15 protein-coding genes are annotated in these 22,883 nt (G+C 43.1%); 4 read left to right on the forward strand and 11 right to left on the reverse strand.

Annotated features, from left to right (window positions below; all coding sequences use genetic code 11):
- The first annotated feature begins 87 nt into the window (after positions 1 to 87).
- The 3 genes from AM228_RS09815 to AM228_RS09825 are packed head-to-tail and all read left to right on the forward strand — an operon-like array spanning position 88 to position 6,414.
- Complete coding sequence (locus AM228_RS09815) at positions 88 to 2,325, forward strand: tetratricopeptide repeat protein (RefSeq protein WP_054465947.1); 2,238 nt, start codon at positions 88 to 90, stop codon at positions 2,323 to 2,325.
- A 3-nt stretch (positions 2,326 to 2,328) separates the two neighbouring features.
- Positions 2,329 to 4,179, forward strand: a complete 1,851-nt coding sequence (locus AM228_RS09820) for a hypothetical protein (protein ID WP_054465948.1) — start codon at positions 2,329 to 2,331, stop codon at positions 4,177 to 4,179.
- Positions 4,180 to 4,194: 15 nt separating this feature from the next.
- A complete protein-coding gene (locus AM228_RS09825; RefSeq protein WP_054465949.1) occupies positions 4,195 to 6,414 on the forward strand; it encodes an O-linked N-acetylglucosamine transferase, SPINDLY family protein in 2,220 nt (739 codons plus the stop codon).
- A 138-nt stretch (positions 6,415 to 6,552) separates the two neighbouring features.
- Here the strand turns inward: AM228_RS09825 and AM228_RS09830 are convergent, their stop codons facing one another.
- From AM228_RS09830 to miaA, 10 genes are all read right to left on the reverse strand, one after another.
- Positions 6,553 to 7,566 (reverse strand): FkbM family methyltransferase, encoded by a 1,014-nt coding sequence (locus tag AM228_RS09830; RefSeq protein WP_231636733.1) that lies wholly within the window; start codon positions 7,564 to 7,566, stop codon positions 6,553 to 6,555.
- Positions 7,563 to 11,288 (reverse strand): FkbM family methyltransferase, encoded by a 3,726-nt coding sequence (locus tag AM228_RS30845; RefSeq protein ID WP_082348822.1) that lies wholly within the window; start codon positions 11,286 to 11,288, stop codon positions 7,563 to 7,565. The genes AM228_RS09830 and AM228_RS30845 overlap by 4 nt, the downstream gene beginning before the upstream one ends.
- Positions 11,289 to 11,298: 10 nt before the next feature.
- A complete protein-coding gene (locus AM228_RS29545) occupies positions 11,299 to 14,082 on the reverse strand; it encodes a TylF/MycF/NovP-related O-methyltransferase (protein WP_072160732.1) in 2,784 nt (927 codons plus the stop codon).
- A 1-nt stretch (position 14,083) separates the two neighbouring features.
- Positions 14,084 to 15,610, reverse strand: coding sequence for a glycosyltransferase (locus AM228_RS09845; RefSeq protein ID WP_054465951.1), 1,527 nt, complete (start codon positions 15,608 to 15,610; stop codon positions 14,084 to 14,086).
- A 176-nt stretch (positions 15,611 to 15,786) separates the two neighbouring features.
- Complete coding sequence (locus AM228_RS35100; RefSeq protein WP_231636734.1) at positions 15,787 to 15,888, reverse strand: DUF4058 family protein; 102 nt, start codon at positions 15,886 to 15,888, stop codon at positions 15,787 to 15,789.
- 24 nt (positions 15,889 to 15,912) lie between these two features.
- Positions 15,913 to 16,008 (reverse strand): hypothetical protein, encoded by a 96-nt coding sequence (locus tag AM228_RS36730; protein WP_156331668.1) that lies wholly within the window; start codon positions 16,006 to 16,008, stop codon positions 15,913 to 15,915.
- Between the two features lie 29 nt (positions 16,009 to 16,037).
- Positions 16,038 to 16,250 (reverse strand): DUF6887 family protein, encoded by a 213-nt coding sequence (locus AM228_RS09850; protein WP_054465952.1) that lies wholly within the window; start codon positions 16,248 to 16,250, stop codon positions 16,038 to 16,040.
- Complete coding sequence (locus AM228_RS09855) at positions 16,250 to 16,429, reverse strand: DUF6888 family protein (RefSeq protein WP_054465953.1); 180 nt, start codon at positions 16,427 to 16,429, stop codon at positions 16,250 to 16,252. The genes AM228_RS09850 and AM228_RS09855 overlap by 1 nt, the downstream gene beginning before the upstream one ends.
- Positions 16,430 to 16,439: 10 nt before the next feature.
- A complete protein-coding gene (locus tag AM228_RS09860) occupies positions 16,440 to 17,312 on the reverse strand; it encodes a DUF4058 family protein (RefSeq protein WP_313890668.1) in 873 nt (290 codons plus the stop codon).
- A gap of 32 nt (positions 17,313 to 17,344) precedes the next feature.
- On the reverse strand, positions 17,345 to 18,298 hold the full coding sequence (gene miaA / locus AM228_RS09865; RefSeq protein WP_054465954.1) for a tRNA (adenosine(37)-N6)-dimethylallyltransferase MiaA: 954 nt from the start codon (positions 18,296 to 18,298) through the stop codon (positions 17,345 to 17,347).
- A 186-nt stretch (positions 18,299 to 18,484) separates the two neighbouring features.
- Between miaA and gyrB the strand changes: the two genes are divergently transcribed.
- Complete coding sequence (gene gyrB / locus AM228_RS09870; RefSeq protein WP_054465955.1) at positions 18,485 to 21,727, forward strand: DNA topoisomerase (ATP-hydrolyzing) subunit B; 3,243 nt, start codon at positions 18,485 to 18,487, stop codon at positions 21,725 to 21,727.
- 197 nt (positions 21,728 to 21,924) lie between these two features.
- On the opposite strand, the gene AM228_RS09875 is transcribed toward gyrB, so the two are convergent.
- Positions 21,925 to 22,815 (reverse strand): EI24 domain-containing protein, encoded by an 891-nt coding sequence (locus tag AM228_RS09875; RefSeq protein ID WP_082348823.1) that lies wholly within the window; start codon positions 22,813 to 22,815, stop codon positions 21,925 to 21,927.
- Positions 22,816 to 22,883: the final 68 nt, after the last annotated feature.

A 22,883-nucleotide genomic window follows, 5' to 3' on the forward strand; every position in this document is an offset into this window, starting at 1 on the left:
CTTCCATTTTCAAGAGTGAGTAGTTGAAACTACTCACTCTCAATTATTTTTGGTTGGATTGTTTACAAGCTGGGATGAGTCACGCTGATGATCGAGGATGTTCGGGAAACTGACTTTGTGGATTGGCTGGAGCAAGCCGATCGGCATCGGCTCAAAGGAAATTATACCGAAGCAGCCAGCATTTACGAGCAGGCAATTGCCACGGAGCCTGACGTAAAATCTCACTACTGGCATTTAGGCTTGCTGTTACTTTTGCAGGGAGAAGAAGAAGCGGCTCATACCACTTGGCTGGTGGGGATGATGGATGGTGACTCTGAGCAGATCGAGCAGTGGACAGAGGAACTACGGCTGGTGCTGGAAACAGAAGCTTTAAGGCAAGAAGAATTGGGAGAGGATATGGTTGCCTGGTTGATTCGGCAACATATTCGGGAAATTTGCCCCCAGGATATTCACAACTTGTTGCATTTGATCCAACTTGGGAGCAAAATTAATCGTTTGCGAGAGGAGGAGTTAACTGCTTGGGATGCGATCGCAGTGCTAAAATCAGTCACTCCTAAGCAGATCGATCGGGATTTGCTCCTACAAGTTTTACGCAGCTTAATCAATGTGGCTCCACTGCATCCTTATCCGCAGGAATTTGCCGAAGCTTGTGTGCAGCATCTATCAGAAAGTGCTGAGTTTCGGGATCTGCTGATGGAGGTGGCGACGCAAATTGCCTATGAACTACATCAACCCAAAATCGCGATCGCCTGGGGAGAGTTATGTTTGCGGGCTGGGACTAGCACGCAACCCCAAGAACTTTTAGGGAATTTGGCTGGTATTTATGACTATGCGGGGAATTTTTCCCAGGCGATTGAAATGGCAAAACGCGCTTATGCTTTATGCGAAACTTTGCCAGACCAAGTTTTTGCGAATTACCGCATCCTGAAAAGCTTGCTCGGTGCTGGGGGATACTGGGAGGAAGCTAATGTTGCTTTAACGAAACAAGATTCATTGATGTTATCGCTGATAGCGGAAAAACCGCCAGAACTGGACTTGGTGAGGGCGAAACGTTTGCTGAGTTCTACTTTTTTATTTCCCTACTTGCGAGACGATCCGGTAAAAAATCGCCAGATTCAAAATTCTGTTGCCGATCTGTTTCAGTTTTATATTCAAGAATCAGCGCGGGAGATAGTAAGAAAATTTCAGGAGCAAGCGGTACAGCGTCGGCAAATTAATCCAACTGACAGACGTTTAAAAATTGGCTATATTTCTCATTGTCTGCGATCCCATTCTGTGGGCTGGTTAGCGCGATGGTTATTTCAGTATCACGATCGCCAGCGGTTTGAAATTCACGGCTATTTTATGAACTATCAGCCCTTGGACGATCCCTTACAAGCCTGGTATATGAATCATGTTGACCAAGTACATCAATTAGGTGCGGATAGCCTTAAGATTGCGGCAGAAATTGCCCAGGACGAAATTGATATTTTGATTGATATTGATAGCTTAACCTTGGATAGAACTTTTACGGTTATGGCCTATAAACCTGCGCCGATTCAAGTAACCTGGCTAGGTTGGGATGCGGCGGGATTACCTGCGATTGATTATTTCATCGCTGACCCTTATGTATTACCAGTCAAAGCCGCAAATTACTATACAGAAAAAATATGGTCTTTGCCGCAAACTTATATTGCAGTGGATGGCTTTGAGGTAGGAATTCCCACCCTACGGCGAGAGGATTTAGATATTCCCACTGATGCAGTAGTTTATTACATTGGTCAGAAGGGATATAAGGGTAATCTCCCCACAGCCCGACTACAAATGAAGATTCTTAAAGCGGTGCCGAATAGCTACTTTTTGATTAAAAGTAGGGCAGATGAAACGGCAGTAAAAAATTTCTTTACTGAACTAGCAGAAGCCGAAGGTGTGGACAGTTCTCGTTTAAGATTTATCCCGTCTGCTCCCTCAGAAGAAATTCACCGAGCGAATCTCGGCCTTGTTGATGTGGTATTAGATACTTATCCTTACAATGGCGCAACTACTACATTAGAAACGCTCTGGATGGGGGTGCCTATGGTGACGCGAGTTGGCCAGCAATTTTCGGCTCGCAACAGCTATACGATGATGCTGAATGCTGGAATCACTGAAGGGATTGCTTGGACAGATGAAGAATATATAGAATGGGGAATTCGTCTGGGGACAAAGCCACAACTGAGACAAGAAATATCCTGGAAATTGTTACAAGGAAGACAAACAAAACCCCTGTGGAATGCCAAACAGTTTACCCGTGAAATGGAAAATGCTTATCAGCAAATGTGGCAAATATATCTCAATGGTGCATGATAAATGGAAAATCACGAAAACTACAATAATCACTGGGAACAAAAAGCCTATCAATGCTGGATGCAAGGAGATTATGCTGGGGCGGCAAAATTTTACGATATTGCATCCGCAACGCTGCGCGAAAGAGCAATTTTGGCGCGTCCCGACATCCAGCAAAATTATTGGCTGATGAGCTTGATGTATTTATTGGCAGAAAATGAACCAGAAGCGGAAAGAGTTTGGCAAGAGAAATTAGCAGATAATAATTTGACGATTTCTGAGCCAGAGCAGAGGGAAAATTGGCTAATTGAATTAATTTCAATTTTCGATGCAGAAGCGGAAAGACAAAAGACAATTGCTCAGTTTAAAACCGCTTGGTTGATTCGGAACCATATTTTAAAATTAGCGGAGAAATTGCTCGAAGTTGCCACTTCGGGCAAAAATCAGGCAATTGCTTATCATCTAATGATTAAAATTTTACTAGAAAGTGGGGGCAATTGGGAAAAAGCACGGCAACTTTATCAAGAATATCAAAAATTACTGGAGGCGATCGCCAAAAAGGATGTGGCGATCGAATCCAGTTTTACTCTTGAATTGATGGCAACGTTGGGATTTCAAGCTTACTTCTGCGACTGTCCCCAACAGATGCACCAGTTTAACAATGAATTTGCTAGGTTTTACTACGAAAAAGTTAGAGCATATTTTCCTGATTTATCCCTGGAAAGGAAATCAAAGTTAAACATTCCAGAAAACCGAGATAAAAATTTAAAAATCGGCTACCTATCCAGCGGGTTTAACCGACACTCAGTTGGTTGGTTAGTCCGATGGATCTTCAAATATCACAATCGAGAAAAATACCAAATTTTTGCTTATAACTTAGGAAGTAAAAATGACGATTTAAAATATTTTTTTGAAGACATACAACAATCTCCATCAAATTTCATTGATGTTTTTAATTGGGGGGCTAGGGAAATTGCCGAATTAATTGCTAGGGACGAAATTGATATATTAGTGGATTTAGATAGCATTACTCATCGCTTGACTTCTCAGGTATTGGCATTACAACCGGCTCCCATTCAAATAACGTGGTTGGGGTGCGATGCTTCGGGATTACCAGCGATCGATTATTTTATTGCCGATCCTTATGTTTTGCCGGAAACAGCCTCAGATTATTATGCCCAAAAAATTTGGCGACTGCCCAAAGTATATGTGGCTGTGGATGGGTTTGAAGTGGGAATCCCGACGATCCGAAGAGATAGCTTAGGAATTCCCAACGATGCAGTGGTTTATTTCAGTTCCCAAACCGGATATAAACGCAATCCCGAAAATGCCAGATTACAATTGCGAATCATTAAACAAGTAAAAAATAGCTATTTTCTAATCAAAAATTTAGGAGATGAAGCCTTAACTAGAAGATTTTTTGAGCAATTGGCGGATGAAGAAGATGTAGATAGCTCCCGGCTGCGATTTTTACCACAAGTTTCTTTAGAAGAAATTCACCGAGCTAATCTGGGAATTGCCGATGTGGTGCTGGATACTTATCCCTATAATGGGGCAACAAATACGTTAGAAACACTGTGGATGGGGATTCCCCTGGTTACAAGGGTGGGGGAACAATTTGCGGCTCGTAATAGTTATACCATGATGGTCAATGCAGGCATAACCGAAGGGATTGCTTGGAGTGATGAAGCTTATGTAGAATGGGGTATTAAACTGGGTCAAAATTCCAGGTTAAGGCAAGAAATATCTTGGAAATTATTACAAGGAAGACAAACAGAACCCCTCTGGAATACGAAGCAATTTACTCGTGAGATGGAAAACGCTTACGAGCAAATGTGGCAGGCAAAGCAAAAATATTTGGCAAGTAAATTTTAGGAGGCTGTTTCCTCAATGGAAAACCAGAATAATTGGGAACAAAAAGCTGCTCAATGCTGGATGGCAGGAGACTACAATCAGGCGGCACAGCTTTATGAACAGGCAATTTCAGCTAATCCAAAACAGCGACAAAATTACTGGTATTTGGGGCTAATGTTGCTGTTGGGAGGAGAAGAAGAAGAAGCTCATACCACTTGGCTTCTAGGAATGATGGAAGGTGATTCTGAGCAAATGGAGGCTTGGACGGCAGAACTGTTGCAAATTCTGGAAACTGAGGCGAACAGGCAACAAGAAAAAGCCGAGAATTCACCAGCTTGGTTAATTCGACAACATTTGCGAGAAATTTGTCCCGGAGATATTTATAACCTATTGCAGCTAGTTCAACTGGCGATCGCTCAAGAGACATTAACTCCAGAGGACTTTGCCGCTTGGAACATTATTGAACTCCTAGAATCTACAAATCCTGGTAGTTTGGATTCGCAATTACTGATAAAAGTGGCAGAAAACTTATTGGAGTTTGCCCCCTTAGAATCATATTCCCAAGAATTTGTTGCTGCTTGTTTGCCTCATCTGAAAGGAAATTCAAATTTTCGAGATGTTCTCTTGGTGGCAGCCGCTAAAATTGGCTACCAGATGCGGGAAACGGACATCGCAATCGCGATCGCCCAATTATGTTTGCAGGTTAATGCGGAACATCCCGAAGAAATTTGGAGAAATCTGGCTCGTTTTTACGAAAAATCAAAGCAGTATGATCTGTCAATAAAAGCAGCGAAACAATGCTATGACCTATGTGAATATTTAGCAGATAAAATTGCCGCCAATTACCAGATTATCACAGCTTTATTAGTTACGGGTGGATACTGGGAAGAAGCAGTGGATATCTTTAAACGGCACGAGTCTATGCTATTGTCGTTTCTAGAGTTTCCACCGCAGGAAATTTTAAAACTCAGAGCATCGCGTTTGCTCACTGCTATGTTTTGTTTCCCCTATTTCAGAGATGAACCAAAAATTAACAGAAAAATCCAAAATAAGATTGCTCATTTGACCCAGGAACGCATCCAAGCAGATGCCAGGAAACAAGGGTATTCCTTTAATCAGCATTTGAATAAACCTGAATTGATGACTCAGGGAAGACGCTTAAAGATTGGATATATCGGCAATTGTCTGAGAAAACATTCCGTAGGTTGGATGGCAAGAGGAGTGTTTCAATATCACGATCGCGATCGGTTTGAAATTCACGGCTATTTCGTAGACTATGAGCCAGGGGATTCGCTGCAAGAATGGTATATTCATCATGTTGACCAAGCTCACAAATTAGGCTCGAATGCTTTACAAATTGCTGAGGAAATCGTCAACGATGAAATTGATATTTTAATCGATGTTGATAGCCTAACTTGGGAGGTTACATTTCAGGTGATGGCGTTGAAACCAGCCCCCATTCAAGCTACTTGGCTAGGCTTGGATGCGGCGGGACTGCCAGCCATTGACTACTATCTAGCCGATCCATTCGTTTTACCAGAAAATGCCCAAGATTACTATGTGGAAAAAATCTTGCGCTTCCCCAAAACTTACATCGCCTTGGATGGGTATGAAGTGAGTGTTCCCACCATGCGGCGCGACGAATTAGAAATTCCAGCGGCAGCAGTGGTTTATTACAGTGGTCAAACCAGTTCCAAACGCAATCCAGATATGGCAAGACTGCAAATGAAGGTTATTAAAGAGGTGCCAAATAGCTACTTTTTGATTAAAACTTGGCCTGATGTAGAAGGGGTGAAACAATTCTTTCTAGAATTGGCAGAATCAGAAGGAGTGGCGGTTTCCCGACTGCGATTTTTACCTAACGATTCTTCGGAAATTCATCGAGCTAACTTAGGAATAGTTGATGTGGCACTCGATACCTATCCTTATAGTGGTGCAACCACAACTTTGGAAATACTTTGGATGGGCATTCCCATCGTAACTCGCGTGGGCGAACAATGGGCTGCCCGGAATAGCTATACCATGATGGTCAATGCTGGAATTACCGAAGGCATTGCTTGGACAGATGAAGAATATATCAAATGGGGAGTTCGTCTGGGTTTAGACTCAGAATTGCGGCAAAAGATATGGTGGAAATTACGGCAAGGTCGCCAAACCGCACCCCTTTGGAATGCTCGGCAATTTACTCAGGAAATAGAACAAGCCTATCAGCAAATGTGGGAGAAGTTTCTCCAAGATTCAAGGGTTATACCATAAATGACTACAGCAATTTTCTAGGGCGAAGCATTTGTGGATTGCCGATTTGTGATTTTTTCCATAAATTTTGCCACAAATGCTTCGCCCCTACAAAGGTGCTCTATTAATCTGAAAAAATCTGTCAGTCAAGGTCAAGAATTAAAAATCATTAATCTTGTAGTCTTTCAGATAATCTCGAAGTTTAGCCACGATCGGTAGAGAAGCTAATCCTTGTTCTTTCAGTTCTGGAATTTGGCTGAGAACCTCAATTATATTATTAGCAAAATTATAATTAGGGTCATTTTTGCCATATTCCAGAGTGAGATACTGTAGTAACTCTACCGTATAGTCAGGAAAGTTCATCAGGTCAGCGATCGCAGCTAATTTGAGAATGTTCTGCGGATTTTTTAGGGGTGAGTCAAGGTCTTCTCGGATTAAATCGCGGAAATAAAGAGCATCTCCCCACAGTAATTGTCCGGCGCAAGAAGTTGATTGAATTGGCGAATCTTTGCGAGGCCGACGAGCACCCGCTAAATCAAATAGTGTAAATCCTTGGTTTCGCAAATAATTGTCCACATCTCCAAATAAAGGTTGATTAGCATAAATTTCAGAAAAGTTAACTTCCACTTGAACCGCTAAAATACTGCGGTCTAAAATTTTACCAGCCCCCTCCATTACCTGAATTTCTGCTCCTTGAATATCCAGTTGGAGAAAATCGATTTCCTGAATTGCTTCGGCTTCGCAAAAGGTATCTAAAGTGGTTGTTTCTATTTCAACCGTAAAATCTAGTTTAACTAAATCAGAAAGTCCGGCAAACCGATTAATGAAAGATTCATTTGGTGGATATAGAGAGCAACACATGGGATTTTTCGTTACATAAAGCGTGGCTTCACCCACAGTTTTTGCCAATGCCAAGGGAATATGTTTTTCCGTCCAATTAATCTGTCTCTGTTCGATATCTTCATTGGCTGCATCACAAGCATCAGCATCGGCATCAAATCCATAAATGGTCAGGTTGGGAGCAAAAAGATTCCAGCCTTGACTCCCGTAGTCATCTTGGCTGGTTATTTTTCGAGAACCCACATTACAGATTGTCATGGAAATTTGATCTAAATGACCACTTTTCTTTAAACTTTCCACAAAAGCTGACATGGCAAAATTCTCACTTTTCAAAATTGACTTTTCTGGGCAGGTATAGCAATGATATTCAAGTTGCTGGATAAATTATCAGCGGGATCTGATATGGGAATGAGTTGTCCAACATAGGGCTGATAGCGGAATAATTGATATCCATGACTGCGGAGATAGTCAGCTACAGGTAAGTTACTGCCCTGAGATCCAGCAATATTTTCATATAGAATTACTGGAGAAAACTGAGATAAAATTCTTTGACTGCCCATTAAAACAGAAAGCTCATGTCCTTCGGCATCAATTTTGATAAAATCGACTCGCTTCAGGTTTTCTTTTTCCATCAGGCTATCTAGGGTAAAGCAGGGAACTTCTAGATAAGATTCAGGGTTGATATTTTCGCTTGTGTCATCAGTGATAATTGCATTGAGTTCACTAGAATTACTCAGGGATAATCGAACTTTACCATTGCGATCGCTGGCGGCACCTGCACAGATTTTCACCCAAGAAATCTGATTAATTTCACAAGTTTCTTCCAAGCATTCAACACAACCGGGAAAAGGCTCTATCGCTAATACCAAACCTGTTGAACCAACACATCGGGCAGCACTAAAGCTATAAACTCCTACATTTGCCCCTACGTCGATCGCAGTCATTCCCGGTTGAATATGATTTCGCCAAAACTCCATTTCTTTTTCAAACCAGTCTCCTTCGGAAAGTAGTATGCTCGTAACCATACTATGACAAGTTGGCTCAACTGCCAAGAGCCACTCTTTTTCAAAAGGTATATATGTTTTTGAACTATCAACTCCTAAATCAGTCCAACGCCACTCTAAACTCTTAGGATTGTACCAAACGTCATTCCGGGCAAAATCCAGCCAAAATTGTGCTAAGTCTTTTTGCTTTATATCTAGAGCCATCAAATAGATGGCTTGAATGATCTGAAAACTAGAAATTGGCGCATAGTTGGCTAACTTTAAGTTGAGCAATCCCAGAGAGATATTTTTGGGTAACAGTTGAAAGCCACTGATTAAGTAGTTCCAGATATACTGGTTTAATAGTTCAACCGCTATTTCTATAACTTGTAATCTTTTCTTGGTATAGGTAATTACAGCATCTCGGCGTCCTAGGGATTGAATTTGTAATTGCTTAATGGCTTCTCTCAATAATAAGAGACATTGAGTATAGCCCTCCTGAGATGCGATGATTTCCAGGAGTAAATCACTGTCGATCGCCGTTTTTGAGAAGCGAGGCAGATACACAATACCGGGTGAAATTTCTGCCAAATTCACATACGCTGCTTGAACTGTATCATCCCAAGTAGAAAATACTAAAGGAATCGCTGTTTCAATATCTCCCGTCACTATCAACAACAGAGCAAGATGGGCAGCACAAAGAGGATGATTGTATTGTTCTACGCCCTGATTTAAGGCTTCAAATGCCATTTCAAGATAAATCTCTTTCATGGATGAATCTTGACAATTTTCTGCCTCAATTAGCGAGAGAACCGCAACATTATTAAAATCTAAGGCAGAGTTAGGTTGCTCCCAAGAGGTATTTTTCAGACTCGAAACAATATGAGGAAATAAACTGCGATCTAGATTGGGACAAGCCTGCTCTATGTATCGCCAATAATCAGCAGATAAATCAGGATTTTCCATAGGGATTACAGGTAAAGGGGTAAATTCGTTGCCATATGAACCATATGAAATTTGTAACTCCCAAATACCTGTTGGTGATTCAACGGCACGACCAGCACAAAAATTTTCGATTGACAAAACTGAAATATCTTCTGCCTTAGCTGAGGCGATCGCCTCCTTATTTTCGTTTTCCAAAACTATTCTCCCATGAATCCGAGGTAGTAGTGCTTGCCACTGAATTTTACTGAGTTGTCCAATCACGCAAATATCCGGGCCACTTTCCAGGTCTAGTTCTTGTTCCAGCATCAAATTCATCACAATGCTAGAGACAGCCATATCGGCATCCTCGTCAGAAATATTGGTACTATCTACCAGCAGAGTCATGTTATTTTTATCGGGATGAGAGGCGATCGCACCGATCGCCGTTGCCAACTCTTCTAACAGCGCATCTTCCGATGCAGTCCAGTCTGGAAATATAATTAGGTTAATGTTTCTTAATCGCAGTTGATGGGCAAGTTCTTGCTGCTGATCGGCAGTCAAAGATTCTGGTTCTGATATTGACTCTATATATTCCAATAGCGTTTTAGCTTCAGCAAAATCTGGTACAGCTTGCAAAACATCGGTGATGGCTTTTTTGGCCAAAGATATTTGATTAATTTTTACCGCTGCTTGTGCAAGATACCAGACAAAACGCCAGTGATTACAACCCAAGTTGATCGCGGCGATTAATTCTGATAACGCTTTCCCATAGCTTCCTTGTTCTTGTAAATATAGCGCCCACCAAAGTCTCAAATAACCATCTTTTTCATAATATTCGCGGTATTGAGAAATCCCACCTTCTCCGGTGGCTAACAACATTGAGGATTGGGCGATTTTTTTGTCTGCTGCCAATAATTCTGCAACATTATTTGATGTCAAGCTAATTTGAAATTCCGGCGATGTTTCTCCCAAAGCTTGAATAAACAATTCTGCCCCAGAAAGATTTTCTGACTCTCCGGTGACATCCTTCAGGGTCACAGGTTGATCGATTTGAGGATATCCGTAAAGAGTGCCCCATTCGCGATCGCGCTTCGGCTGCTTCAGCAAATTTTCGTAAATTTGATTAATTTTTTTTGCTGCATTTTCCGCACCAAAAATTTGGCGGGCATAATCCTGGGCATTTTTGCCAATTCTCGATCGTTCTTCTGGATAATGATATAGATATTCAAGGGCTTGCTGATATTCCAGTTCGCTATTAACAACTAACCCGGTGTAATTGTCCATCACTAGACTTTTAATCCCACCATATGGAAAGACAACCGGAGGAATTCCGGCATACATAGCTTCTTGCAAATTTAATTCGGCTGCGGCATAAGTATCTGGACATAATGGGTAGCCATAAACATCTAAAATCTCTAGGACTGATTTAATATTTTCCACAAAGCCCCAAAACTCAAATCGGTCAGCAGTCCCCATTAATCCAGCCTGCTGTTTAAAATAGCTTTGCTTATCCCCACCGCAAACAATAAAGCGAATATTAGGGACGTTTATTTTGCTACTCATTGGCACATAATTGGGGTGCATTTTGGCAAAATTGACGCTGCCAATATAGCCCACATTAAATGTTTCGTGGGGTTGCGGTTTTATATCAGTCAGTCGAGCAAAGTCAGCCCCATCATACACCATCCCAGTTTTTGACAATCTAATTTCAGTGGGCAGACTTTGAAAAACCGGCAGTTCTGATGAATATGGATTACAGGCGATCGCGCAATCCGCAAATCCCACTAACTCTTGAGTAATGACTTGGGGTGGGTTATCTCCAGCAATGTGAAACCATAGAATCAGACGCATGGGGGGCAATTCTAACCGGAGAAACTCGTATATCTGCGGATTATTCCAAAAATGAAATTGCACAATGTCTGCATTTTCTATGGCTTGGATCAGAGTCGGGAAATCGGGACTATTAATCACCGTTATACCGGCTGATTTTACCATAGCCATTGCATGGGGCTTGGCCGGATCTAAAGACATGACAATATGTTCAAAACTCCCCAGTTCTGATGAATACTTAGCAGTAGCGATCATGGAGCGAGCCGCTCCACCATTTCCCAGGCAGTGGATAATATGAAGAATCTTAGTATTGTTCATGTCTTATAGGTTAATTGGTAAATTTACGATACACTCGAATGGTAGAAAAAACGCCAGGAATAATTGGCAGATGGGCTTGAGTTTGGGTCGGATCCGTGGGATACAACAATGGAATCTCGATCGCTTCACACCCATAGACCTTTTCCATTAGTTCTTCACAGGCTTGCTTAATTCCCGGTTCTTGACCTCCGTGGTGAAATAAAATTGCATCTCTATTTTCATCATTCATTGCTGGCAAATAATCGTGAAAAGCCATAATCCCTCCTGGTGCGAGGATGGGGAAATAATCGAGAATATCCTGCCGCACTCCCTGATAACTATGATCGCCATCAATAAATATAAAAAGAGGAAAATTGCCATCGGACTCAAATATCTGCGCTAATTCACTCACCGCTTGGTGAGAAAATTCCCGTAAATGTGTCACCCGATCTGCCAATTTTGGTAGAAGTTCGTAAAAAGCTGGAGTTCCTCCCGGTTCCACTGTAAACCCGTGAAAATCTACTGCCATTCTATCCAAAGTCCGACAAGTCAAAAATAGTGAACTTCCAGCATAAGAACCAATTTCCACAAACCTTAATGGATCAGAAATTTCTGGCAATAACTTTCGCAGGATGTAGTAAAGCTGGAAACGTTCGTTTTGAGACATTTGACTTTCAATATCATGGGCTACTGGATCGTCCTGATAAAATTCTTGAACTAAGTCAGGTTCTAAGATGGGATTTAAAGGAAACTTATCCGGGCAGGAAAACCAAACACCTGTGCTATCAATGGGCTTAAGATCAAAATGAATTTGTCTTTGAGTTTCAAATTCATGGATGGCTTGACGACATCCTGACCAGTGACCATAGTCATCTACCTGAATAACACCATGATTAACAACTCGGTCATATAAATTATCTAAGATATTTTTGGTTGATTCATACCAATCCCCATCCATATGCAAAAAAGCAATCATGCCGATCGCATTCCGAACGGTAGGTAAAGTATGCTCAAAATAGCCTTTAACCGTTTGCACAATCTGCCAAACACCCAGTTGCGTACAAATTTCTCGAACACTGGTTTCTGGTGCAGCACAAGTGCCGGTTCCCCAACCCGTTGCATCCGCAGGAATGTGATTAAATTGGTCGGCATCCGTTGGAGTTGGCATCCCTTCAAAAGAATCAAAAGCATATAGATAACGTGCTTGCTTACTGTACCGTTGAATCACAGCCGCCATTAAAGCTGTGGAACCGCCACCGGCCACACCACATTCAACAATATTGCCAGAAATATTTGCCAAACAAATTTGTTTGACTAGCGAAAATAGAGAATAGAGACGAGATTCGCTCAACATCGTGTAAGGACGGATTCTCTGATAGAGTGCTTGAAATTCTGCATCTTCAATTGTTCCAGTCACCAGTTCTGGATATGCTGAAATCAGTTCTTGACGGCATTCTTTGGCTTCTAGATTGTTAGGGAAATATCGCAGTTCTTCATGCAAGACTTCCAGTGCCGCAGCGGGTTGATTCATTTGCAGAAAACAAGTTGCCCGTAAATAATCAAGTCCGACGATCGGTTGTTTGCATGATTTTGCTTGATTCAACCAATGGAAAGCTTCATTAACTTGACCAGACTGCAACGCTGCCGTCGCTTGTTCCATTAACTGCCCGACGGTTCCCGCCCTCAGTTCTCCTAGTAGCAACTGGGCTTTTTTATGGCTTGGCACAATGTCTAATAAACTCTTCAAAGAGTCAACCGCTTGCCGGGGATAACCAAGTCTGGCTAAAGCTAAAGCTTTACCATAGTTAAGATGTGGTACATCTGGATATTGGGCGATCGCTTCTTGAAAAAGAGTCAAAGCTTCCCCGTTCTGGTTCTCGTTCAGCTTATTAACTCCTTCCTCGATCAAGTTTAATGGTGCATGGTTGGGATCAGTTGCTTGAATTTGCCCACTAAACAACTGTTTTTCTGTGAAATTATCCGCTTGAGTGTTACGCAAAATAAATGGCGGATGTTTTAAAGGAAAAGACATCATCTTAGTCGGTAAATTTGCCAGCGGATTTTTCCCCTTCGTGTGAGTCCCTTCTGCTTCAAACCCGATATTAGACACTAAATTGATATTGGGTAAAATTGTTAAACCCCTGCGAATCCAACAGGATAGTTGCCAAGGATAATCCCAAGTATCTAAACGCTCATCGTAAACTTGTTGAAACACATTTGACCAACAGCGAATTGCCAGATCATCCTCAAGGATATCCTGAAGACAATTCTCTGCTTTGACTTGAGGCCAAAGCTTCATTTCTCGATCGTAATGCTGCCAAGATCGCTTCCAAGTTGCCCATCCCCAGGAATGAGCATACCGGGAAAAATAATAACTGTATGGAGTTTTCTGTTGGTTAAATTGAAAGTTATCTCCCGCGATCGCCATAATTTGTTCGTGATGACGATATTTTTCTAGTAATTCCTCACAGAACCGAAAGAATGTTATATCGGGTAAACAGTCATCTTCTAAGATAATGGCTTCTTCTACCTGATTAAATACCCAATCTAATCCGCTGGAAATGCGTTTTCGACAGCCTAAATTTGTTTCCGAGTAATTCGTCAGTACCTCACAATCCCAGTCTACCTGTTTAATAATTGCCCGTCCTGCTTGACATTTTTCTAATTCTCCGGCTGCCTCGGTTCTCGGCCCATCTGCAATCACTAGAAGCTTAGGGGGTTGAGCTTGACGAATTCTCTCAAATACTCGCTGAGTGGTATCAGGTCTTTTAAAAATAAAAAAGCAAACCGGAGTGTTTATCCTTAAATTATCCATCTTAATTCAGGTTGGTAATTGTTGACTGTTTAGCTGAATACAGCAAGGCTAATTCATCCAGATTTAATTCAGGTAAATTTGACAATTCGCTGCTATGATTTTTAGCTATTTTTTCCTGGTTCAAAATTAGGCGATAGTTGAGGATAGGCAACAGTTCCAACCATTTTTTTTCACTTAAATCTGGCAGTAGACAAATCTCTGGGGCTGTTGCATCGTCTAATTCTTCTTCCATCATAATTTTCATTAACACCGTAGATAAAACTAGATTAGACTCTTCATCAGAAACATCACTCTGATCGATAAGCAATGTTATCCGATCTGACTCTGGATGCTTAAAAAGCAATAATATCACAGATGCCAACTGGTCAATCAGCGAATTCTCCGGCTGTAACCAATCAGGGAACACTATTAAATTAATCTCTCTAAGATTTAAACTAGAAATCAACTCCTGCTTCGCGTGTTGTTTAATCGCTGTATCTATGATACACCACAAGCCGCTAATACTTTTTTCCATGGAAAACTCAGCACAAATCCGCTTTCTGGCAGCTTGGCCAAGTTGTGCAGCGAGGAGAGGATCTTTGATTAATCGCAATATGCGATCGGCCATCGCATCCACATCAGCTTCCTGGACGAGAAAACCTGTCTCCCCGTCTATCACCACCTCTGGAATGCCACCACTACGAGTGCTAATCACTGGCAAGCCAGAAGCCCCCGCCTCTAAAAATACAACTCCTTGGGCTTCGCATTGTCCATCAGATGTTTGAATTGAATGTTGAAGAAAAGCTCTAGCTGAACGCATTAATTCAGCGATTTCCCAGGGATTTTTTACCCCTAAAAATTTTACATTTTTCTCGATTTTCAGCGCTTTAGTAATTTGTTTACAGCTTTCTAATAAAACTCCGTCACCCACCATCATTAAATGGGCTTCACCAAAATCTTGAATAGCTTTGGCAAAAGCTAAAAGAGTCAAATGCGGGCCTTTTAGATCGACCAAACGTGATACAGCTAGAAACACTGGCTCTGAAGTAGCAGGATTAGCCCCACAAAATATAGATGGGTCAACCCCATTGGTGTTTACCTGAATTTTTTCTAAGGGTAATCCTAGATCGAGTAGCTGGGTTTTAATGAACTCAGTGGGGGCGACAATCGCTGCTAATTTGTGAAAAAGTTCTGGATAGAAATGACCTTCGTTTTCCAGTACCACAGTCTCCATTGCTTCACCATGAGTGTGGACAATCAGCGGTAATCCTGCGGCTTCACAAACATTCATTAGCGCAACTCCAGTGGGAATATATTCTGCCAAGACAGCTTCGACATTATTTTCCCAGAAAAATTGACCAAGACCGGCGATATTCTGAATCTCTGGTGATCCTCTATGTAAAACAATCACCTTGGCTGGTAAGCGTTCAATGTGGTTACGAATGAAGGTTTCCGAGTAGGCATTTTCATTGGGATGAACAATACATATTACTCTATCTTCTAAGGGTGGCTTTGAATGTGTAGGGTCATTTAAACTAGAATATTCCATATAGTAATATGTTGAATTGGATTCATTTATAATATATCGATCGCCCCCCACTGAATTTATCCTGTATTTCGGGAATTTCCGAAACCCGTTAATCTTAAACTACCCAAAAACTCCGGTTGAGCGATCGCGCTTACAGAATTAACCATCACAAACAAAGGATACATCAGACAGTCCAACTAACGCAGTCCTTTTTCTCGCAACAGACCATCAGCCCATGCTGCATCTGCTTCTGAAAGTGGGGGAACCGGCGATAAACCATAATCGATCGCTGCTGTCATAGCCTGCCAAATCCTACAACTTGTTTAACTTTGCCAGTCAGCCAGGAGTTCTGGGTCTTGGGGACGCCAAGGCAGGGGAAAGACAGGAATAGCTTCCCGGAAAGTAAAAGCATAGACCATAGCATTGGGACGGCGATCTCCCCGACTGATTAGCTATATTGCTCTTTATTTCTAATCTGTTCGATTTTTTCGCGAATCACTTGGCCAATTTCTTCGGGAGGCATATCGGCTGAATAGATTGGGCGATCGGGATTACGTCTTAACAGTTCTCCCAAGGCGTCACTAAACATCTCATCATTACTTCTATGATCTGACAAGAATTGTTTTAATTGAGCAACTGTCATCTCTTGAAAATTGGACATTACACAAACTCCCATTTACCATCGGCATAAATTACAATTGCGATTTCTTCTGATGTGCCAGCTTGAAGATAGATCGTTTTATATTTATGATCGTATCGAAATACATGAATTGGCTGAAACCCGTTGGAAAGCCATTGACATAAAATTACGGCTTTTAAAGACTGAGCTTCCGTTGGCAATTTTCACTCCTTAATCAATTAATTGGTTTATTATAGCCCGATCATAAACTGAGCAGAAATCAGACTGTCCAACCTGTCCAACTACCGCAGTCCTTGTTCTCGCAACAGCACATCTACCCATGCTGCATCTGCTTCTGAAAGTGAGGGAACCGGCGATAAGCGATAATCGATCGCTGCTGTCATAGCCTGCCAAATCGTACAAGTTGTTTAACAAAGTCTGCAAGTCAACCAAGGGTTCTGGGTCTTGGGGACGCAAAGGCAGGGGAAAGACAGGAATAGCTTCCCGGAGAGTAAAAGCATAGACCATAGCATTGGGACGCCGATCGCCCCGACTGACCAAAATGCGATAATCGGTTGGTGGCACTTCACCAATGGCGGGCATTTTCTCCCCAGTTCTGAGCAAATCAATTTCGACCAAATGAGTGGAACTGCCCAGCACTTGTCTCCGCTTGCGGATATATGCGTCCCGACCTTCTCCAGGACGTTTGTTGCTCGGAGACAAAATTTCAATAGCCGTAACCACTTCCCCGGTTTTCACTCGTCTAATTTCTAAATAGCCTTCCTTAACCGTAGTCGGCATTGGCATGGTAACGGCGAACGGTCGATCTTTGGTTGACGCCAAAGTACCAGCGGTAGAATATCTTGGTGGTTGACTTGATGGGGTTGATGATTTGGGCTGCCATACTGTTACATCAGGAAGACCGACTAATAAAAAATCATCCACATCAGTCTGATAAGTCCGCTTTTCAATCGCCACTCGATAGGTCGGACGCAACTGAGGACTCAACCAGTCTGCCAAGTTAACAATCAATCGATTATGAACTTCAGGCCATTCTTGGGGATCTTCTAAATACGGATCCATCCCAGGAAACGGAGAAGGCATACCAACACCTCCAGGTTAAACAGGCTTGTTGATTATGATAACTTTTCGATAAACTCTTGAATCCTTTGCCAGACTTGCTCTACTAAATCAAGGTCATCCGCATTAAACCATTCAATGTCTGCATCCCGCTGAAACCAGGTACGTTGCCGTTTGGCAAATTGCCTAGTATGTAAAATAGTCAGCCCGATCGCCTCTTCTAAGCTAATCTTTCCCGCCAAATAGTCTTTAATTTCTGCATAACCCAGGGTATTCAGCAACGGTAAGTCTCTGCCATATTTTTCACAAAGATATTCCACTTCGGCCACAAAACCCGCCGAAATCATAAGTTGCGTCCGTCGGGAAATGCGTTCGCGAAGCGGCGCGGATGCGCCATCGCGAAGCGGCGCGGATGCGCTATCGCTCAATGCCTGGGTTTCGCAGTCTAACCCAATCTGTAAGATCGGATAGCCCGGTGGATTTTCGCCCTGCTGTTGCGAAATCGGACACCCCGTCACATAATAAACCTCCAAAGCCCGTAAAGTTCGCACCGAATCATTGCCATGAATTTTCGCTGCTGCTAACGGGTCTACCTGTTGCAGCATTGAATAACATTGGGATTGCCCCAAATCAGCTAACTGCGATCGCAGTTCTGGGTGTGGTGGCACTCGCGGAATTTTCATCCCCCTAACCACAGATTTAATATATAAACCCGTCCCACCGACGAGGAGGGGTGGAGGGGTGTATGGTGTAGAAGCAATCAAAGACTGTGCTTGTTGTTGATAATCTGCAACCGTGAGAGTTTCCGTAGGATCGCAGATATCGATTAAATAATGCGGGACTTGCTGTTGCTCTTCCCGCGTCGGTTTAGCGGTGCCAATGTCAAAATCTCGATACACTTGGCGCGAATCGGCACTAATTATAATAGAATGCAAACGATGAGCGATCGCGATCGCCAGTCCCGACTTACCCGTAGCCGTTGCTCCACAAATTACAATTAATCCGCCCATAAAATTTTCTCTAACTGCCAACTGAGTTGAATTTTACAGCAACAATAGACCCTGCACCCCCCTGATAAATTTTACAGGAAATTGCTCTATCATCGCCTATAACCGTTTTGTGCTAAACTTTTTAAAGTTTTTCATATCTCAACGGTTAATATAGGCTATTCGCCTCATAATTGGAGCAATTTTACTATGACCAGTAGTTACAGCGCCGATCAAATTCAGGTTCTTGAAGGTTTGGAAGCAGTACGCAAACGACCTGGAATGTATATCGGCTCAACCGGCCCGCGCGGACTCCACCACCTAGTTTACGAGGTAGTGGACAACTCCATTGATGAGGCGCTGGCTGGTTATTGCACCCACATAGAAGTGGATCTAAATGCCGATGGATCTGTCACCGTCACCGATGATGGTCGAGGGATTCCCACGGATACCCATTCTAAAACCGGCAAATCTGCCCTGGAAACGGTTATGACTGTACTCCATGCGGGCGGTAAATTTGGCGGTGGCGGCTATAAAGTGTCTGGTGGCTTGCACGGGGTGGGCGTCTCCGTGGTCAACGCTTTATCGGAATGGGTGGAAGTCACCGTATGGCGCGACAACAAAGTCCATAATCAACGCTACGAACGAGGCAAACCCGTCGGGGAACTGGAAGCCAAGCCGTACAAAGAAAACCGCACCGGCACCTCGGTTTGCTTTCTGCCAGACAGCACCATTTTCACCACCGGCATTGAGTTTGATTATAAAACCATTGCCGGACGGATTCGGGAACTGGCTTATCTGAATGCCGGAGTGAAAATTACTTTTACAGACAACCGCTTGGATTTGTTGGGCAGCGACAAACCTCACAGCGAAACCTACTGCTATGAAGGAGGCATTCAAGAATATGTCGCCTATATGAACCGGGAAAAAACTCCCCTACATGAGGAGATTATCTATATTTCCGGCGATCGCAACAATGTCCAAGTAGAAGTGGCGTTGCAATGGTGTACCGATGCCTACAACGATAACCTACTGGGTTTTGCCAACAATATTCGCACTATTGATGGCGGCACTCACTTAGAAGGTCTGAAGGCGGTGTTGACCCGCAGCATGAATAACGTCGCCCGGAAACGCGGCAAACTGAAAGAGAAAGATGCCAACCTGGGCGGTGAAAATATCCGGGAAGGTTTAACCGCTGTGATTTCCGTGAAGGTGCCAGACCCGGAATTTGAAGGTCAAACCAAGACTAAGTTGGGGAATACAGAAGTTCGGGGGATTGTTGATTCTCTGGTGGCTCAAGTGCTCACCGAGTATTTGGATTTTCGCCCCCATATTGCGGATGCCATTTTAGATAAAGCGATCCAAGCATTTAAAGCCGCTGAAGCAGCACGTCTCGCACGGGAACAAGTCCGCCGAAAGTCAGTGCTAGAGTCGTCTCCACTGCCCGGTAAATTGGCCGATTGTAGCTCCAAAGAAGCCTCAGAAAGTGAGATATATTTGGTCGAAGGCGACAGCGCCAGTGGCTGTTTTTTTGGAGAAACTGAACTTGTTTTAACGGATGGGCGCTGTTTGAGCTTTAAAGAGTTGGTTGAGGAACAGGCAGCGGGGAAAGAACATTTCTGCTACACCATTCGGGATGATGGTCACATTGCGGTGGAGCGGATTATTAACGCTCGGATGACTAAGGCCAATGCGGAAGTAGTTAAGGTGACATTGGACAGTGGGGAAACGATCATCTGCACTCCCGATCATCCATTTATGTTGCGCGATGGGACTTATAAACCAGCAGCTTCCCTGACACGGGACGATCATTTGATGCCTTTTTACCAGTGTCTTTCTGAAAAAAATAAGAACGGCACGGGGTTGAAGGGGTATGAAATGGTTTGGAGTCCGAAGCGCAATGATTGGATCTATACTCATCTGTTGGCGGATTTTTATAATCTGGAACATGGGGTTTATCAAACTTCAGATGGCAACCACCGACATCATGTAGATTTCAACAAGCTGAACAATAATCCGACCAATATTCAGCGACTTCCAGAGGAAGAACATTTAGCCCTCCATCGGGCTCATCTGGAGAAAACATTGCATCGTCCAGATGTGATCGAAAAGAGCCGACGCATTCATCAGAGTCCAGAGTTTCGGGCTATGATGAGCGAGCGGATGCTTCAACCGGACACCCGAGAGATGCTTTCAGCCAACGCCAAGGCTCTGTGGGAATCCCCAGAACATAAAGCCTATATGATGGCTAAGTGGCGAGAGTTTTATGATAGTAACGAATCCTACCGCTTGGAAAATCGGGAACGACTTGACCGAGTACAGCGGGAGTATTGGAGCGATCCAGCCCATCGTGAGGAGCAAGCCCAACGAGTGCGGGAGTATTTTGCTTATCATCCCCATCTGCGGGAACAGTATTCACAGATGGCTAAGGAGCAATGGAAAGACGAGGATTTGCTGGCATGGCGCCGGGAAAAAACCAAGGAGCAATGGACTCCAGAGTTTCGCAGCAAGCGTCGTGAGGCGTTGGATAAAACCTATTACCGCAAAACTATTGAAGCTTTAAAGAAAGTTCACACCTATTGCGGTTATATGGATGTGGAAACTTATGAGTCATACCGTAAATGTCAAAAAGATCGCTCTCTGTTGACGTTTAAAACATTTTGCGATCGCTATTTTGATGGGGATGATGTCCGGGCGCGGGATGCTATTCGCAACTACAACCATCAGATTATTTCGGTGGAACCAATGGAGGAACGATTTGATGTTTATGATATCGAAGTTCCCAACACCCATAACTTTGCTTTAGCCAGTGGGATATTTGTTCACAACAGTGCTAAACAAGGGCGCGATCGCCGATTCCAAGCGATTCTCCCGCTACGGGGGAAAATCCTCAACATTGAAAAAACTGACGATGCGAAAATTTACAAAAATAACGAAATTCAATCGCTGATTTCTGCTATAGGTTTGGGGATTAAAGGGGAAGAATTTAACCCCGATCAACTGCGTTATCACCGTGTCATAATTATGACTGACGCTGATGTAGATGGGGCCCACATTCGTACCTTATTATTGACCTTTTTCTATCGCTATCAACGGGATTTGGTAGACCAAGGTTATGTGTATATTGCTTGTCCTCCTTTGTATAAGGTAGAACGCGGTCGCAATCATGTGTATTGCTACAGTGATCGCGAGTTGCAAGAACATTTAGCCCAATTACCGCCGAATGCGAATTACACAATTCAGCGGTTTAAAGGGTTAGGTGAAATGATGCCAGACCAACTTTGGGAAACCACCATGAACCCGGAAACTCGCACCCTGAAACGGGTGGAAATTGAAGATGCTGCCGAAGCCGATCGCATCTTTACCATTTTAATGGGCGATCGCGTCGGGCCGCGTCGGGAGTTTATTGAACAACACAGTAAACACCTCAATTTCACTGATTTAGATATCTAAACATCTACCTGTTTGAGCTTTAACTCATAATAGATTTTGGTCAGGTTAATTGATGAATTAACCTGACCATTTTTTCTGGATAAATTAACTCTAAAAACAGGTATTGTTTACCCGATAAATATTATGGTTTTTCTGCTGATACCCTGGCTGAAATTGTTCTATTCATATGAAAGTAGAGGGTTTTTCAACCATCGATGTTATTTAGCTTCTGGCTGATTTACCACCAAATTAGGCCAAATGCGATCGCAGAAAAACAGAGTTCCCGAAGCTACACAAATAGGGATAACCAACAGATTTAACACGGGAACACTAATTAAAAAAAGACAAACCAAGGCAAAACTACCACTAGCGGGTAAATGACCAAACACAATCTTCAATTTTTGCCGAAAACTTAAACGGCGACGTTCCAAAGGCCCATCAAAAAAATCCAAACAAACCAAAGTTGCCGCCACACCTACGCCAATAATCGTCGCCACCACCGTACCGCCAATGGGGATTAAAAAATTCAGCAAAAATAACAGGATGCCGAATCCCCCAGCGAACAGCAATTTTTTAATTTCAAACATCAATGCTCGCCAAATATCGCGCAGCAAAGCACCCATTCCCTCTGCCATTGGTGGTAGCTGACCTGTCCGCAGTTTCTCGATTTGCTCAGACAGTTGACCGTACCAAGGGGCACCGAGGATGCTGCCAATTTGCAACACCAGCAAGCCAATTAAAATCAGCAATCCTGCCACCAGCACTAACCGGAGTAACCAACCGATCGCCACCGCAATCATCGTCAAAGCCCCTAACCAAGGGGGAAGATTAGCGATTAAGCTTTCGATCCAACCGGACAGACCCCGCACCAGGGCATCAATCTGATTTAAGCCGGGAAACAACAAACCCAGATAAAGCAGAATCCCAGTAATCAAATTTACCAGGATAGGAATGACGATATATTGCAACAGTTTCGGGTTGTGCCGCAAAAATATCAGAGTGCGGAATGGGTAAGTCGCTCCGGCAATTAATCCAAAGCCACGAGGTCTAAAGCCACGAGGCGATCGCTGTTGGGGGGAAATTGGTTCAGGGGTTTGAGGTTCTGTCATCCAATGCTTATGAAATCTAGCGAGGACAAAAATTTTTTGTCTCTCCAGTGTAAATCTTTAGTGTAAAT

The sequence above is a fragment of the Planktothricoides sp. SR001 genome (assembly GCF_001276715.1).
GTDB lineage: Bacteria > Cyanobacteriota > Cyanobacteriia > Cyanobacteriales > Laspinemataceae > Planktothricoides > Planktothricoides raciborskii.